This window comes from Cohnella abietis (assembly GCF_004295585.1).
Classification (GTDB): domain Bacteria; phylum Bacillota; class Bacilli; order Paenibacillales; family Paenibacillaceae; genus Cohnella; species Cohnella abietis.
The window spans coordinates 2,825,353-2,839,361 of sequence record NZ_AP019400.1; the positions used below are offsets into that span (position 1 = coordinate 2,825,353).

Below are 14,009 nucleotides of genomic sequence, written 5' to 3' on the forward strand. Positions count from 1 at the left end.
CAAATAAGCTGATACTTAATACGTACATTCATTAGGGATACGTAAGTTGGCAGCGAGACGAGAGGGAAGATGTAAATGTCAGCTAGTTTAGAGGAAATCATCCGAGGACGTCGGAGTATAGGTAGAGTTAAGGATGAGCCAGTTCCTAAGGAGCAAATTGAGAAGCTTATTGAAGCGGCTGTTTGGGCTCCTAATCATTTTGGAACTGAGCCTTGGAAGTTTATCGTAATGACGGGTGAAGGTAGACGGGTACTGGGTCAGGCTTATGCCGACATTGCGGAAGAGAGTGTTCAGATTCAGGAGTTACCTGAGGAGGAACGCAAGCTACGTCTGGAAAAGGAAGTGGCTAAAGCATACAGATCTCCAGTAGTAATTGCTGCGGTATGTGTGCCATCAGATAACCCACGGGCTCTGCTTGCTGAAGAGCTAGCAGCAGCGCACTCGTCCGTGCAGAATCTGCTTCTGACCGCGCATGCTAATGGTCTAGGAGCAGTATGGCGCACCGGCGACCCTGCGTATCATCCGAAGGTGAAGCAAGCGTTCGGATTTGAAGGGAACGAACAGGTGATCGGCCTTATTTATATCGGATACCCCGACATGGATCAGCCTGTCGGCAAAAGAACTCCAGCAGCTGAGAAGACAGTCTGGCTGGAAGGTTAAACTTGTCTTAAAAAAGAGTCAATCCTCCCGCAAAAGTGGCGGGGATTGGCTCTTTTTTGCGTGGTAAGCGCCGGGAAACCCGTCGCCATCGTCGCAAAACGCAACGATGAGCGTCGCACTGCTGGGAAACCTCTCTTTATCGTCGCAAAACGCAACGATGAGCGTCCCATCGCTGGGAACCCCGTCGCTATCGTCGCAAAACGCAACAATAGGCGCTCCTTCGCCGGGAACCCCGTCGTCATCGTCGCAAAAAGCAACAATAGGCGCTCCTTCGCCGGGAACCCCGTCGTCATCGTCGCAAAAAGCAACAATAGGCGCTCCACCGCCGGGAACCCCGTCCCCATCGTCGCAAAAAGCAACAATAGGCGCTCCACCGCCGGGAACCCCGTCCCCATCGTCACAAAACGCAACGATGGGCGACGCTCTGCCGAGAAACTAGTCTCCGTCGTCACAAAACACAACAATAGGCGCTCCTCCGCCGAGAAACCCGTCGCCATAGTCGCAAAACGCAACAATGAGCGCCGTTCTGCTGAGAAACTTTCCGCCATCGTCGCAAAACGCAACAATGAGCGCCGCTCTGCCGAGAAACTAATCGCCATTGTCGCAAAACACAACAATGAGCGCCACTTCGGCGAGAACCACCCCGTCATTGTCGCAAAACGCAACAATGAGCATCCCATCGCCGGGAAACCCGTCCCCATCGTCGCAAAACGCAACGAAGAGCGCCCCTCCGCCGGAAATCTCGCCCCATCGTCGCAAAACAAAAAAACAAAACAAAATAAAACAAAGAGCAGATGTTACTAAAGAGAGAAGGTGGGTAATTGAATTGTTAGGAGAAAACTTTGGAATTGTAGCAACTATTGGAGAGGAGAAAGAGGAGTATCGAATAATTATTGGCTACAGTTAGGAAATGTGATACCAATAAGGTGGTTTGGTAGAGTTACGGTTGGTGAGAAGCTAAGCGAAGATCCGAATAACTCTTACCATCGGGAGGCAAAGAGAGCTTAGGAAGAATAGGAGGGTTAGAAGGGTTAGAAGGGTTAGAAGGGTTAGAAGGGTTAGCAGGGTTAGCAGGGTTAGCAGGCTTAGGGAAGGGCGTAGTAACACAAATAGTTTCAGCCCCTCCGCACACCCCCTCATCAACACCCTTAAGACCGACATATCGTTCTGTCGGCTAAATAACAGTCACCGAGCGGCGGACGATTAATTCAGCTGGCAGAACGATTTTTTTCCAAGGTATGCCTGTTTCCCCGCGTTCTTGAATACGTTCTACGAGCATTTGCATGCCAAGATAACCGAATTGGTAGGCTTGCTGAGCGACAACAGTTAGAAAGGGATCAATTTCAGAATAAGGACCCAAGTCGTCGAAGCAAACTAGGGACATTTGTTCTGGCACATCGATCCCACGATTACCCAATGTTCGAATAACCTCAACTCCTAGCACATTGTTCCCCGCTACGATCGCTGTTGGCAAAGGGTCCATGCGATCCAGCCATGCCGCGATATCGGACAAGTCGCTTCTAGGCTCGAAGGCTGTTTCCAGAACATATGAATCATTGTAAGGAAGATCATTTAATTTCAACGCCTCGCGATACCCTTCAAGCCTCAAGCGTGCGCTAGAAACATAGGGCGAGCCATTAATCAAAGCAATCCTTTGATGACCTTGCGAAACTAAATGATTCACCAGCTTGCGGGCACCCTCCTTACTATCCCCAAGCACAATGTCGCTGTCCATTCCTGGAACCTCGCGATCAAGAAGCACAAAGGGAACCTGGTGTCTGCGCAGCGTTTCTAGGTGAGGCAACGATGGATCACCCGCTGGAGCAACCAAGACGCCATCGGCTCTTGTGGCCAGAATAGTATCGATATAATCCTTTTCCTTCTCCACACTTTCATCAGAGTTTCCGAATAGCAGGCGATAGCCATATTTTTTGGCGGCATCCTCGGCTCCCCGGGCTACAGTCGTATAGAAAGGGTTAGTAATGTCCGTAATAAGCAGGAATAACAGATTGCTCTGCTGCAGCACAAGGCTGCGGGCCATGTGATTCGGAACATAGTTCAACTCTTCCATAACCCGACGAACCTTTGTCCGAGTTTTGTCACTTATTTTCCCAGTGTTATTGATAACCCTAGAAACTGTCATTGCGGAGACGCCAGCTTTGGCCGCAATATCGTATATCGTAACCATAAGTGCGCTCCTTTTCTTTAATCGTTTCTCTTATCTTACAAAATTAAAGAATTGACATCAAGCCATTACCCTGATAATTTAATGTTATCGGTAACATTATTTTCAAAACAATGGAGGTTCTCGAGATGACACAGCAGCATTATAGATGGAATGGTGGATTCCCTAAGATCGGTATTCGACCTACGATCGATGGAAGACGTAAGGGTGTTCGTGAATCACTAGAGGATCAAACAATGAATATGGCTAAAGGTGTAGCCAAGCTCCTTTCTGAAAATCTACGTTATCCGGATGGTTCACCAGTTGAATGCGTTATAGCGGATTCGACTATTGGTGGTGTTGCAGAGTCAGCAGCAGCAGCAAGCAAGTTTGCTAGAGAAAATGTTGGCGTATCGATAACAGTTACTCCATGCTGGTGTTATGGAACTGAGACGATGGATATGGACGCTTCCGTTCCTAAAGCGGTTTGGGGCTTTAACGGTACTGAGCGCCCTGGTGCAGTATATCTTGCTGCTGTATTGTCTGCCTATGCACAAAAGGGATTACCTGCATTCGGCATCTATGGAAATGACGTACAGGATGCTGGCTCCACAGAAGTGCCGGAGGATGTAAAAGGCAAGCTACTTGGCTTTGCAAGAGCGGGACTTGCTGTAGCTCTTATGAAAGGCAAATCCTACTTATCGATGGGCTCAGTATCCATGGGTATCGCGGGTTCAATCGTTAGCGATAGCTTCTTCCAAGAATATTTAGGCTTGCGCACCGAGTATATAGATATGAGTGAATTTGTACGTCGTATTGAAGAAAATATTTATGATCCAGTGGAATATGAGAAAGCGCTTGCTTGGGTGAAAGTGAATTGCATTGAAGGTCCAGACAATAACCCTGAGCGGCTACAAACCTCCCGGGAGAAGAAGGATCAGGATTGGGAAACAGTTGTTAAAATGACCATAATTGCCCGTGATTTAATGATCGGTAACCCTCGTTTGGCTGAGCTTGATTTTGGCGAGGAAGCACAGGGGCACAATGCTATCGTTTCTGGATTCCAAGGTCAACGTCAATGGACGGATCATTTTCCTAACGGAGATTTCATGGAAACGATTCTTAATTCCTCGTTCGATTGGAATGGTGTCCGCGCGCCGTATATGGTTGCAACGGAAAACGACAGCCTAAATGGAGCGGTTATGCTATTCGGAAATCTGCTTACAAACACGGCACAAATTTTTGCAGACGTGCGTACTTACTGGAGTGCAGATTCAGTCGAGCGAGTAACAGGGCATAAGCTTACAGGTGCTGCTGAGAACGGAATCTTGCATCTGATCAATTCAGGCTCCGCCACGATGGACGGAACAGGAGAGCAAACAAAGAATGGCAAGCCAGCTATGAAGCCGTTCTGGGAAATCTCTGAAGAAGAAGCACAAAAGTGTCTTAATGAAACGTCATGGCGTCCAGCTTCTGTTGAATATTTCCGTGGGGGCGGGTACTCCTCAGACTTCCTAACTCGTGGCGGTATGCCATTGACAATGTCGCGCCTCAATCTGGTCAAAGGAATTGGTCCAGTGCTGCAAATTGCTGAAGGCTATTCCGTTGAGCTGCCAGCTGACGTTCACGACACTCTCGATAAGCGCACGGATTCTACGTGGCCAACGACTTGGTTCGCACCTATTTTAACGGGCAAAGGTTCGTTTACTAGTGTTTACAACGTTATGGACACTTGGGGCGCTAACCACGGATCAATCAGCTTCGGACATATTGGTGCTGATCTGATTACTCTAGCTTCAATGCTACGTATTCCTGTAAGTATGCATAACGTATCTGAGGATCAAGTGTTCCGTCCTCGCGTCTGGGGCTTGTTCGGTACGGACAATGCAGAGAGCGCTGACTACCGTGCATGCAGTAATTTTGGGCCATTATACAAATAAAATAAAAATACGACGACAACTACCGTCTGCCTTCTAAGGCGGACGGACGTTGTCTGTCCATAGAATGGGGAAAAAACATATGAGCAGCCAAGCTATCCGTGAGGAATTATGTAAATACGCGCAAAAAACTGTCGCCAACAAGCTAGTCGTAGGACCAGGAGGAAATCTAAGCGCTCGCTTTGAAGGGAAAATGTATCTGTCACCAAGCGGGTTTGCATTGGATGAAATCAAGCCTGAGCAATGGGTAGAGGTGGATATCGAAACTGGTCATATTACCGACATCGGTCTTCGTCCATCATCCGAAGTGCTTATGCATCTATATGCGTATCGTCAAAATCCAAATATCGGCGCTATGGTGCACACTCACCCGCCTTACTGTATTGCTTTTACACTAGTTGAGAAAGATCTGCCAATCATGTTCCCGGACCAAGCTGCGCTAGTTGGTAAAACCGTTTATGTAGATTATGTGCTGCCAACGACTGATAAGCTGGCGGATGCAGTAGTTGCCAAAATCGAACATGCCTCGATTCTGCTAGGCAACCATGGCTTGGTAACAACGGGACGTAATCTGCGCGAAGCTTATTACCGCACAGAAGTCGTTGAGGAGAGCTCAAAAATCTACCTGATTGCTAAGGCGATCAAAGAGCCGAAAGTGCTGACAAAGGAAGAATTTGAGGAAATCGCTTCACTAGAAAGCGAAGCTTATCGCATCGAATTGCTGCAGAAAATGAAATAGAAGCTCTCGCTTAGGAGAGGAGATGACTCAGTGACAACAGTATTGGCATTCGATATGGGAGCAAGCAGCGGACGGGCGGTAATCGGTCGGCTAGGACCTGTCCCTGATGGTACGCAGAAGCTTGTGGTAACGGAGGTTCACCGCTTTCCTAACCATGCGATTCAAGTTGGCGATCACCTTCATTGGGATATTTTGCGGCTGCTGCATGAGATGAAGAAGGGAATACGTCTTGCTTTTCAAAATGGTCATTCGCCTTCTACGTTCGGTATCGATACTTGGGGTGTAGATTTTGGATTGCTGGATGCGAACGACGAATTGCTAGGTAATCCCTATCATTACCGTGATTCACATACAGAAGGCTTAATTGAGGAAGTAAGCGGATTAGTTGGTGAAGAGGCTCTGTTTCTCCAAAGTGGATTGCAGTTTATGCCCTTTAATACACTGTATCAGCTCTATGCGATGAAGAAGGCGGCTTCTCCAAAGCTTGATATCGCTCAAACCTTGCTGCTAACTCCAGATTTACTGACTTATTTATTAACTGGTATTAAGTCTTGTGAGTTCACAATGGCGACTACAACACAGCTCTATCATCCGGGTACACAAGAATGGAACGCGGAATTAATGGAGAAGCTAGGCATTCCTCCTAGACTGTTCATGGAGCCAGTTCATCCAGGTACAATCATTGGTCCTTTGACTCCAGCCGTGACTGCTGAATTAGGAGTTCCTGCCCTTCAGGCGGTTGCTGTTGGAACCCACGATACAGAATCTGCGATTGCTGCAGTACCGGCGGGGGATGAGCCATTCGCCTTTCTAGTATGCGGAACTTGGTCACTGCTAGGTACGGAAATGTTACAGCCTTTGCTAAGTGACGAGACGTTACAGCTTAATTTCTCTAACGAAGGCGGCGTTGGGGAAACCTATCAACTGCTCAAAAACATTATGGGTCTATGGCTTCTACAGGAATGCAAACGAGAATGGGATGAGCAAGGTCAAGAAACTAGTTTCCCTGAGTTAGTAAAGATGGCTGAGCAGGCTGCTCCTTTCCGCAGTCTCATTCATCCGGATGATCCACGGTTTTTCTCCCCTGGAGGAATGGTAGGGAAAATCCACGCTTTCTGCGAAGAAACGAATCAGCCACTCCCGCAAACAAAGGGAGAAATCATTCGTTGTATACTGGAGAGCCTGGCTTTACGTTATCGTCAAGCGTTAGAGCAAGCGGAGCGGCTAACAGCTACTCAATTTCCCGGCCTGCATATGGTTGGAGGCGGCATACAAAATCAGCTGCTTTGCCAATTTACCGCGAATGCGTTAGGTAAGCCGGTGTGGGCGGGTCCGATTGAAGCTAGCGCCATCGGCAATATGCTCATGCAGCTCGTCGCACTAGGGGAATGCAAGGATTTGCGGGAAGCTCGGCAGCTCGTTGCAGCTTCTTTTCCAATTGATGTTTACGAGCCTGACAGCGATGCAAGCTGGACAAATGCTTATGAGGCCTTCATTGGTTTCGGTATAGTTTGATATAGCTGTGGAGGGGATTGCGTATGTTAATCGGGATATCGAGCTTAATATCGCCTGAATTGCTTAAAGTATTAATGGAGATGGGGCATAGCGATGAAATCGTCATCGCAGACGGCAACTTTCCAGGAGCCAGCCATGCTCAAAGATTAATACGGGCAGACGGACACGGCATAACGGAATTGCTCGATGCCATACTTCGCTTGTTTCCGTTGGATCCCTATGTAGATAAGCCTGTATCACTCATGCAGATTGTGCCTGGTGACACGGTTGAGACACCTATTTGGAGCACTTATGCAGAGATTATTGAAGCTCGTACGGGATTAACAGCACCTTTCGAGGAAGTAGAACGGTTTGCTTTTTACGAAAGAGCCAAGCGAGCTTATGCTGTAATAGCGACGGGTGAAGGGGCGCTGTATGCGAACCTGATCTTGAAAAAGGGCGTTATTAAGGAGTAACTATTATATTATTAGCTTGCAGTATCGGGGGCTGTCCCAGAAGGTCTGAAAAGACTGAAGGGGCAGCCCCTATATTTATATAAAAGTCATTACGTGGGTGACAAAATGTTGCTCTCGAATAGGGGACATGCTAAGATTTCTGAAAAGCTACAGGGAAAGCGAAAAAAAAGTGACTAAGAACGGGAGTTAATCATGAAGTTAGATCGTTTGCTAGCCATCGTTATTATGCTAGTTAATCGTCGAATGATTCAAGCGAAGGAGCTTGCAGATCATTTCGAGGTTTCAGTTCGTACTATATACAGGGATATTGACGTCATAAACCAAGCAGGAATTCCGGTAATTTCTTATCAAGGAGCGGGCGGCGGAATAGGTTTGTCGGATGGCTATCGACTTGATCGCAACGTGCTAACGAACAATGAGCTCGTAGCAATTGTTACAGCATTGCAAAGCGTTTCAACCACCCACGGAAGCTCTAGCAATAAGCAGCTTTTGGAGAAAATGCAAAGCATCGTTCCTGCAGCGGAGTCTGAACAATTTCAGTTCCAAACCCAGCAATTTATCGTCGATATGTCCCCTTGGGGCCGACAAGGTCCGATGGAGGAAAAGCTCGCCCAGCTCAAAACAGCGGTGGAGAAGGGCTTTGAGATTACATTTACTTATTGTAATGCACAAGGTGAGGTTACTAAACGTAGCGTTGAACCTCACACTCTCGTATTAAAGAAGCAATCATGGTACTTATACGCCTTCTGCCTCGAGCGTCAGCAATTTCGGTTGTTCAAGCTATTTCGTATGAAGGATATCGAGGATCAGAAGCGTAGCTTTGTGAGGAAAAATGTATCTGTGGAGCAAATTCCATGGAATGAGGAGTGGTCTTCGCCAGAGAAGACGACTACATTGCGGCTGCGATTCCATCAGAGAGCCAAGCACATTGCGGAGGAATGGTTCGGTATAGAGGCATTGAACATTGAAGCGAGTGGAGAGAATTCTGAAAAGGAAGCTCGTTACATCGTCTCGGTTCATTATCCAGAGGATCGTTGGCTGTACGGCTTTATTCTGAGCTTTGGACAGGATGTAGAGGTGCTGGAGCCGGAGCATATTCGCGGTAAAATAAAAGAAATCGCAGCGAGCATTCAGCAAATGTACAAGTAATGCTTCTAAACCTGACAATCTGTTGTCAAGTTACTTCTAGTATAGTTAGTCTCGTAACCAACTAATAAGGAGTGAATGGAATGCAACAAGTCGAGCTACATTGCCAAAGCTGCGGAATGCCACTACCAAGTCAAGATGTGTACGGAACGGATCAACAGGGAAATGTGATTACACAATATTGTAAATATTGCTACGAGAACGGACAATTTACTCAACCGGATTTTACCGTGGATGATATGGTGAGCTTCTGTGTTCCTTTTTTAGTGGAAGAGGGAATGGATGAGCAAGTTGCAAGAGGGATGCTTGCTAGCTCCCTTCCAAGCTTGGAGCGTTGGAGATCCGGAGAGGAACAGCAGTCGGAGCTGAGCTTTGAAATGACTAATTTGGATGAAATTAAGCTAGTTGGAGTCGCTGCTAGAACAACTAACAAGGATGAAATGGGTGAACAAGCTAAGATTGGAGCCTTGTGGGGTAAGTTCTGGGGCGAGGGTATACAGCAATCGATTCCACATATCCCTCAAACAGGAGCTCAGCCGGTTTACGGATGTTATATCGATTATGAGAATGGCGCGGCAGGTGAGTATACCATTCTTATAGGCTCTAAGGTGAATGAAATAGATGCCATTCCAGAAGGGTTAACGGCTAAGGTCATTCCGGCGTCTCGGTATGCTGTCTTTACAACGAAGAAGGGCCAGTTACCTGGAGTGGTAGTGGATGCCTGGCAAGACATCTGGAGATTGTCTGCCGAATCAAAGCTGCAAAGAACGTTTACAGGTGATTTTGAGTTATATGGTGAATCCTGCGCAGATCCTGCTAATGCTCAGGTTGACATTTATATTGCAATCGAATAGTAAAATAGAGAAAGAAAACCGATAAGCATAAAAGCTGCGATCGGTTTTCTTTTTTGAATAAGGTAGGTAGGATTTTCCATCTGAGTGTCGAAATAACATGGATGAACCCATCATTGAGGAGGTATTTTTAGATGGAAATCCAGCCCATTTACAAAGACAATAATTTCACTATAACGAGGGAGCTGTTCATTAACGGTAACACTCGATATGCTATCCAGCATTTATGCTCGATCAAACTTGTCAAATCAAAGAGGCAAATTCCATATACGTTACTTGTTCTGGAGCTGCTCTTGATAGTAACTGGCTTCGCTTGGAATTTCCAATTGCATTCCATAGTATCGCTAATCGGTTTCCTTGGTCTCATTACTTCGGTGTCTCTTTATATATTCATAAAGCCTGTGCATAAGCTTTGGCTCGTTTTCTCCTCGGGAGAGAAGGAGATGATAGGCGTTACAGAGTATGCTTACTTAGAAGGACTGGCTAATGCTTTTAGCCGCTCTATGGTGGAAACAAAACAGCGTAATATGATGATTAGCTAAAATAACGGGAAAAGAAGTGTTGGACTAGCGACTTAATTGCTCGCGCACTTCAGAAATAATCTCATAAGATCTTAGGCGTGCGCTATGATCAAAGATCTGAGAAGCCATAATTAGCTCATCCGCACCGGTTTCATTAATAATAGCTTGAAGCTTTGTTTTAACTTGTTCGGGATTGCCTACTACAGAATAGCTGAACTGCTTGAGAAGTGCAGCTTCCTCATGTGGAGACCAAAGCCCGTCCATGCTCTCTACTGGGGGAGGCAATTGACCGAATCTCCCGCGAATCATATTAAGAAAGGCTTGCTGCTGAGAGGTAGCGTGTCTTTTTGCTTCTTGCTCCGTATCTGCGGCTATTATACCTACCCCGACCATGACATGTGGCTTATCCAATGCCTCGGAAGGGCGGAAGCCGGTACGATATAGCTCTAATGCTGGAAGTAAATAATCCGGAGCAAAATGGCTGGCGAATGCGAAAGGTAGTCCGAGCTGTGCAGCAAGCTGAGCACTGAACCCGCTTGAGCCCAGCAGCCAAATCGGAATATTGAGGCCTTCACCCGGTATAGCGCGAACGGCAGTGTTAATAGAGGCTTCGGGAGGGTTAAAATAAGAGCGAAGCTCACTCAGAAGGGCAGGGAAGTCTTCCCCGCCTGCACCTAATCCACGGCGTAATACTCGTGAAGCGGCTTGATCAGAGCCCGGAGCTCTACCCAGACCTAGATCAATTCGATTAGGGAATAAGGATTCCAATGTTCCGAACTGCTCTGCTATAACTAATGGAGCGTGGTTGGGTAGCATGATGCCGCCTGATCCTACTCGTATTGTTGAAGTACCAGCTGCGATATGGCCAATGACGACGGAAGTAGCTGAGCTAGCTATCCCGGGCATATTGTGATGCTCGGCCAGCCAGAAGCGGTGGTAGCCCCATTTTTCCGCATGGCGTGCAAGATCAAGAGAATGCTGTAAAGAAACTGCGGGTGTGCTGCCCATAGTGATGCTAGCTAGATCGAGAACGGAGAAAGTAACGGGTTGGGCAGGTTGGGATGAAGTCATGGCGGATGTTCCTCCTCATAGTTAAAACTGTATTTATTATTTTTATACTATGGTCAATATATTGACCAAATATCCAAAAGAAACCATCGTAACAGAGTAATAACGTAAACTACTCCTTATTCATATTCTCGATTAATTGCTGCAGGCATCGATTAAACGACGTGAGCTCATCCAGCTTAATATGCTCGAAAGAGGCTTCGTTGTTCGTAATGCCGAAGCGGTCGAGATGGGTTAGAGCTTGTTTTCCTTTTTCAGTAAGGCTCACAAGGGTCATGCGACGATCATCGTGCGCCTCATAAGTAGTCACAAATTGCCCTTGCTTGAGTCGTTCAATCATGCCAGTCATGTTCTGCTTGGTCACGAGTGTATTTTTACCTAATTGCTTTAAGGACAAATCCCCATTAGACAGAGCGGACAGAATAAACCATTGATGAACGCTCGTTAAACCTACTTCAGAGGCAAGTTTACGACCGATACGTTCCAGCAGGTTTGAGCATCGGAAAATATTAACGACAATACTGCCGTGCAAATGATCTGAATTGTCCAAGGTGGGTAGCTCCATAAGTCAATTTATTGACTATCCTACTCTATGTCCGTTCGTATGTCAATTCAAGTAAAGTCTATCGATTATAGTTTTTGCGGGGAAGTATCTCCTTCCGGTTGTGGGTTGAGATCGTGAAATCTGAATGGGTAAACTCTTAAAAAGGAGATTTCACGATCTCAAAGACAAACGCTTCGCTCCTACAGGAGATACTTCCCCTCTTTTTCTCATCGATTACGGTAAATAATAATACAAAAAGAAACCTCTGTGCATAATCTGCTCAAGCAACAGTTGATTAAAAACGAAAGGTGTTGGCACAGGAATAACCTTCTGTACCAACACCTTTTCGTTTGAACGTCATTATTGATCAAAGTGAGCTATTCCATAATTGTCCAATGGAACGATTTAATTGATGTCTTTGAAGGTGCTTGCAGCTTTCGCGAAAGCTTCACGTTTGTTTTCCATTCTGTTCAGAAGTGTCCAGAACAGGACTTGTGTAAAATTATTATCAGATTCTATAATCGTTGCAAGATAAGAGACTTTAAGCTTGTCCATTTCACCAGAAATTTCATATTGCAAAGCAGACATACCGTTGATAACCAATTTCTTAGGCTCGGATACGTTAGCATTGATTAATGAGCCGGCCATGTTATCAATGATGATATCTCTATATTCTTCTAGAGAGAAGTCATCTGCAAAATCGCTTTTGCTTTCTCTAAGAATGACCAAATATTCCTCTTCGCGGCCATTCATAGCCTGAATATCTGCATCAGGCATTAACTCGACTTTATCGTCCCAGCCTTTAGGAATCGTAATTTCTAGCTTGCCGTCCTCACTTGTCTTTACTTCTGTTTCAGAGCTGCTTTTAGGAGTATTAGTAGCTTTAGGCTGCTCAGTTGTGGTTTTAAGTACTTTGAACGACTGAATGACCTGATCTAATTCTTCTTTGTGATCAACAAATCCAGACTTGGTAGACCACGTTAGAATTTGATAGAATCCATCCGGCTTATCAACTAGTGCAACTAGATAATGTATTTTAATCTTTGTTACTTCTCCAGTTACTTCAAACATAAGAGCGGGTGAAGAATCTATGGTCGTTTCCCTTTGGGCTGTTTCTTCATAGTCAGTTACAGATGATTGGGAGCTTTGTAGAAATACATTTTTGTAATCTTCCAAAGTAGCATCGCTAGCCAAATCAGTTTTTGGAGTTTTAGTGACCATAGCGTACTTTTCTGCTTTTCTTTGGGAAATTCCTAGAGTGGATTGAGTAGCAAGTGTGGGGTCCTTCTTCCAGCTACTGCTTGCCGTTAATTGAATTTCTTCATTTTCTGAGGTAAAGATTTTGCTCTTTGCTTCTCCTAGATTACAGCCGGACAAGATAAGAACTGTTAGTAAAGTAAAGATAACCATTTTGAAGCTTTTTTTGCTAGTCGTGTACATGATGTCTCTCCTCTTAATAGGTAATAATATTATTATACCATATTTACCATATAATTTTGGGAATTATTTACTTAGATTCTTATACCATGAAACCTTTTGAATTGCTCAGGGCTCATTCCTGCGACCTTTTTGAACACGGAGCTGAAATAACTTGGGCTGTCGAACCCTACTAGATGAGCGATTTCTTGCATCCGTAGTGTGGGGTCGCGGAACATCCATTCCTTACTTTTATTTATCCGTTCACGGTTCACATATTCCATTGGTCGCATCTTCATCGTGGTTTTAAATAACTGGCAGAGATATTGTGCACTGACCTCGATGCAGTCGGCCATTTCATCAATTGTGATAGGTCTGTTTACATTAGCTTCAATATATTGAATGACTGGATGCAGCTTCATATAGCTTTGGGCGGTCGATGGCGTTTTGCTCCAGACACTTTTTACAAGGTCCAGCATAAAAGAGTACAGCAGCTTAGAGCACTCTAGGCTAACGAAAGGGCGTCCAGTACTTGCAATCGTATAAATGCTTCTTATGTGTGTAAGGAGGATGTCTGGATCCGTGACGGTGTAAACACCTGATTGCGTAACATCCGCTTGATGCAGTAGTAATGTAGACATGGCGCTTCCGTTAAAAGAAACCCAGTATAATTCCCAAGGCTCGGTTAGGGAGTGATAGGAATGAGATTCATGTGGAAAAAGGAAAAATCCTTGTCCAGCCTTAACGATATATTGCTGACCACCGACTATAAGCTCGCCTGTACCGGATACAACCTGCAGCCACTGATAATCAGGAAATCCTTCGGGTCTTTTTGTTCTCTCTTGATTCCCCCAATGTCCGATGCTTGTGAGGTATACGGGAAGCTTTGAATCTGTATCCGTTAATGTAGGAAATACCGGGGCGTCCATCTGAGTCATCTTCTTTCATATTTTGATAGTTATATTAAAATGTTGAAATAGGAATAGGGAGGTA

The 14,009-nt window shown here is 45.6% G+C and carries 14 protein-coding genes; 9 read left to right on the forward strand and 5 right to left on the reverse strand.

Going from position 1 to position 14,009, the window contains the following annotated elements; genetic code table 11:
* Positions 1 to 75 precede the first annotated feature (75 nt).
* Entirely contained in the window at positions 76 to 660 is a 585-nt protein-coding gene (locus tag KCTCHS21_RS11870) for a nitroreductase family protein (protein ID WP_130608030.1), read from the forward strand.
* Between the two features lie 45 nt (positions 661 to 705).
* Entirely contained in the window at positions 706 to 1,464 is a 759-nt protein-coding gene (locus KCTCHS21_RS11875; RefSeq protein ID WP_130608033.1) for an exo-alpha-sialidase, read from the forward strand.
* Positions 1,465 to 1,834: 370 nt separating this feature from the next.
* Here the strand turns inward: KCTCHS21_RS11875 and KCTCHS21_RS11885 are convergent, their stop codons facing one another.
* Positions 1,835 to 2,848, reverse strand: coding sequence for a LacI family DNA-binding transcriptional regulator (locus KCTCHS21_RS11885; protein WP_130608039.1), 1,014 nt, complete (start codon positions 2,846 to 2,848; stop codon positions 1,835 to 1,837).
* A 125-nt stretch (positions 2,849 to 2,973) separates the two neighbouring features.
* On the opposite strand from KCTCHS21_RS11885, the gene KCTCHS21_RS11890 reads away from it, so the two are divergent.
* The 7 genes from KCTCHS21_RS11890 to KCTCHS21_RS11920 all read left to right on the forward strand — a co-directional run bounded on the left by KCTCHS21_RS11890 (position 2,974) and on the right by KCTCHS21_RS11920 (position 10,009).
* Positions 2,974 to 4,764: an L-fucose isomerase gene (locus tag KCTCHS21_RS11890; RefSeq protein ID WP_130608042.1), complete on the forward strand. Its 1,791-nt coding sequence runs from the start codon at positions 2,974 to 2,976 to the stop codon at positions 4,762 to 4,764.
* Between the two features lie 79 nt (positions 4,765 to 4,843).
* On the forward strand, positions 4,844 to 5,500 hold the full coding sequence (locus tag KCTCHS21_RS11895) for a class II aldolase/adducin family protein (protein WP_130608045.1): 657 nt from the start codon (positions 4,844 to 4,846) through the stop codon (positions 5,498 to 5,500).
* 54 nt (positions 5,501 to 5,554) lie between these two features.
* Positions 5,555 to 7,015: a rhamnulokinase gene (locus KCTCHS21_RS11900; RefSeq protein WP_130616469.1), complete on the forward strand. Its 1,461-nt coding sequence runs from the start codon at positions 5,555 to 5,557 to the stop codon at positions 7,013 to 7,015.
* A gap of 23 nt (positions 7,016 to 7,038) precedes the next feature.
* Positions 7,039 to 7,470: an RbsD/FucU family protein gene (locus KCTCHS21_RS11905; protein ID WP_130608048.1), complete on the forward strand. Its 432-nt coding sequence runs from the start codon at positions 7,039 to 7,041 to the stop codon at positions 7,468 to 7,470.
* Between the two features lie 192 nt (positions 7,471 to 7,662).
* Positions 7,663 to 8,619, forward strand: a complete 957-nt coding sequence (locus KCTCHS21_RS11910; protein WP_130608051.1) for a helix-turn-helix transcriptional regulator — start codon at positions 7,663 to 7,665, stop codon at positions 8,617 to 8,619.
* A gap of 80 nt (positions 8,620 to 8,699) precedes the next feature.
* On the forward strand, positions 8,700 to 9,470 hold the full coding sequence (locus KCTCHS21_RS11915; protein ID WP_130608054.1) for a zinc ribbon domain-containing protein: 771 nt from the start codon (positions 8,700 to 8,702) through the stop codon (positions 9,468 to 9,470).
* A gap of 131 nt (positions 9,471 to 9,601) precedes the next feature.
* Complete coding sequence (locus tag KCTCHS21_RS11920) at positions 9,602 to 10,009, forward strand: DUF6232 family protein (protein WP_130608057.1); 408 nt, start codon at positions 9,602 to 9,604, stop codon at positions 10,007 to 10,009.
* A 24-nt stretch (positions 10,010 to 10,033) separates the two neighbouring features.
* Here KCTCHS21_RS11920 and KCTCHS21_RS11925 read toward each other — a convergent pair whose 3' ends face one another.
* From KCTCHS21_RS11925 to KCTCHS21_RS11940, 4 genes are all read right to left on the reverse strand, one after another.
* Complete coding sequence (locus tag KCTCHS21_RS11925) at positions 10,034 to 11,059, reverse strand: LLM class flavin-dependent oxidoreductase (RefSeq protein WP_130608060.1); 1,026 nt, start codon at positions 11,057 to 11,059, stop codon at positions 10,034 to 10,036.
* Between the two features lie 109 nt (positions 11,060 to 11,168).
* The gene (locus KCTCHS21_RS11930) at positions 11,169 to 11,606 is read right to left on the reverse strand and encodes a MarR family winged helix-turn-helix transcriptional regulator (protein WP_157994024.1); all 438 of its coding nucleotides are present in this window, start codon (positions 11,604 to 11,606) and stop codon (positions 11,169 to 11,171) included.
* 399 nt (positions 11,607 to 12,005) lie between these two features.
* The gene (locus KCTCHS21_RS11935; protein ID WP_130608066.1) at positions 12,006 to 13,040 is read right to left on the reverse strand and encodes a hypothetical protein; all 1,035 of its coding nucleotides are present in this window, start codon (positions 13,038 to 13,040) and stop codon (positions 12,006 to 12,008) included.
* Between the two features lie 71 nt (positions 13,041 to 13,111).
* A complete protein-coding gene (locus KCTCHS21_RS11940) occupies positions 13,112 to 13,945 on the reverse strand; it encodes an AraC family transcriptional regulator (RefSeq protein ID WP_162309318.1) in 834 nt (277 codons plus the stop codon).
* Positions 13,946 to 14,009 lie beyond the last annotated feature (64 nt).

Coding starts and splice junctions, on each gene's coding strand:
- KCTCHS21_RS11900 (WP_130616469.1), top strand. CDS start 5,555: ATGGGAGCAAGCAGCGGACGGGCGGTAATCGGTCGGCTAGGACCTGTC.
- KCTCHS21_RS11915 (WP_130608054.1), top strand. CDS start 8,700: ATGCAACAAGTCGAGCTACATTGCCAAAGCTGCGGAATGCCACTACCA.
- KCTCHS21_RS11895 (WP_130608045.1), top strand. CDS start 4,844: ATGAGCAGCCAAGCTATCCGTGAGGAATTATGTAAATACGCGCAAAAA.
- KCTCHS21_RS11910 (WP_130608051.1), top strand. CDS start 7,663: ATGAAGTTAGATCGTTTGCTAGCCATCGTTATTATGCTAGTTAATCGT.
- KCTCHS21_RS11935 (WP_130608066.1), bottom strand. CDS start 13,040: ATGTACACGACTAGCAAAAAAAGCTTCAAAATGGTTATCTTTACTTTA.
- KCTCHS21_RS11890 (WP_130608042.1), top strand. CDS start 2,974: ATGACACAGCAGCATTATAGATGGAATGGTGGATTCCCTAAGATCGGT.
- KCTCHS21_RS11885 (WP_130608039.1), bottom strand. CDS start 2,848: ATGGTTACGATATACGATATTGCGGCCAAAGCTGGCGTCTCCGCAATG.
- KCTCHS21_RS11905 (WP_130608048.1), top strand. CDS start 7,039: ATGTTAATCGGGATATCGAGCTTAATATCGCCTGAATTGCTTAAAGTA.
- KCTCHS21_RS11925 (WP_130608060.1), bottom strand. CDS start 11,059: ATGACTTCATCCCAACCTGCCCAACCCGTTACTTTCTCCGTTCTCGAT.
- KCTCHS21_RS11920 (WP_130608057.1), top strand. CDS start 9,602: ATGGAAATCCAGCCCATTTACAAAGACAATAATTTCACTATAACGAGG.
- KCTCHS21_RS11870 (WP_130608030.1), top strand. CDS start 76: ATGTCAGCTAGTTTAGAGGAAATCATCCGAGGACGTCGGAGTATAGGT.
- KCTCHS21_RS11940 (WP_162309318.1), bottom strand. CDS start 13,945: ATGGACGCCCCGGTATTTCCTACATTAACGGATACAGATTCAAAGCTT.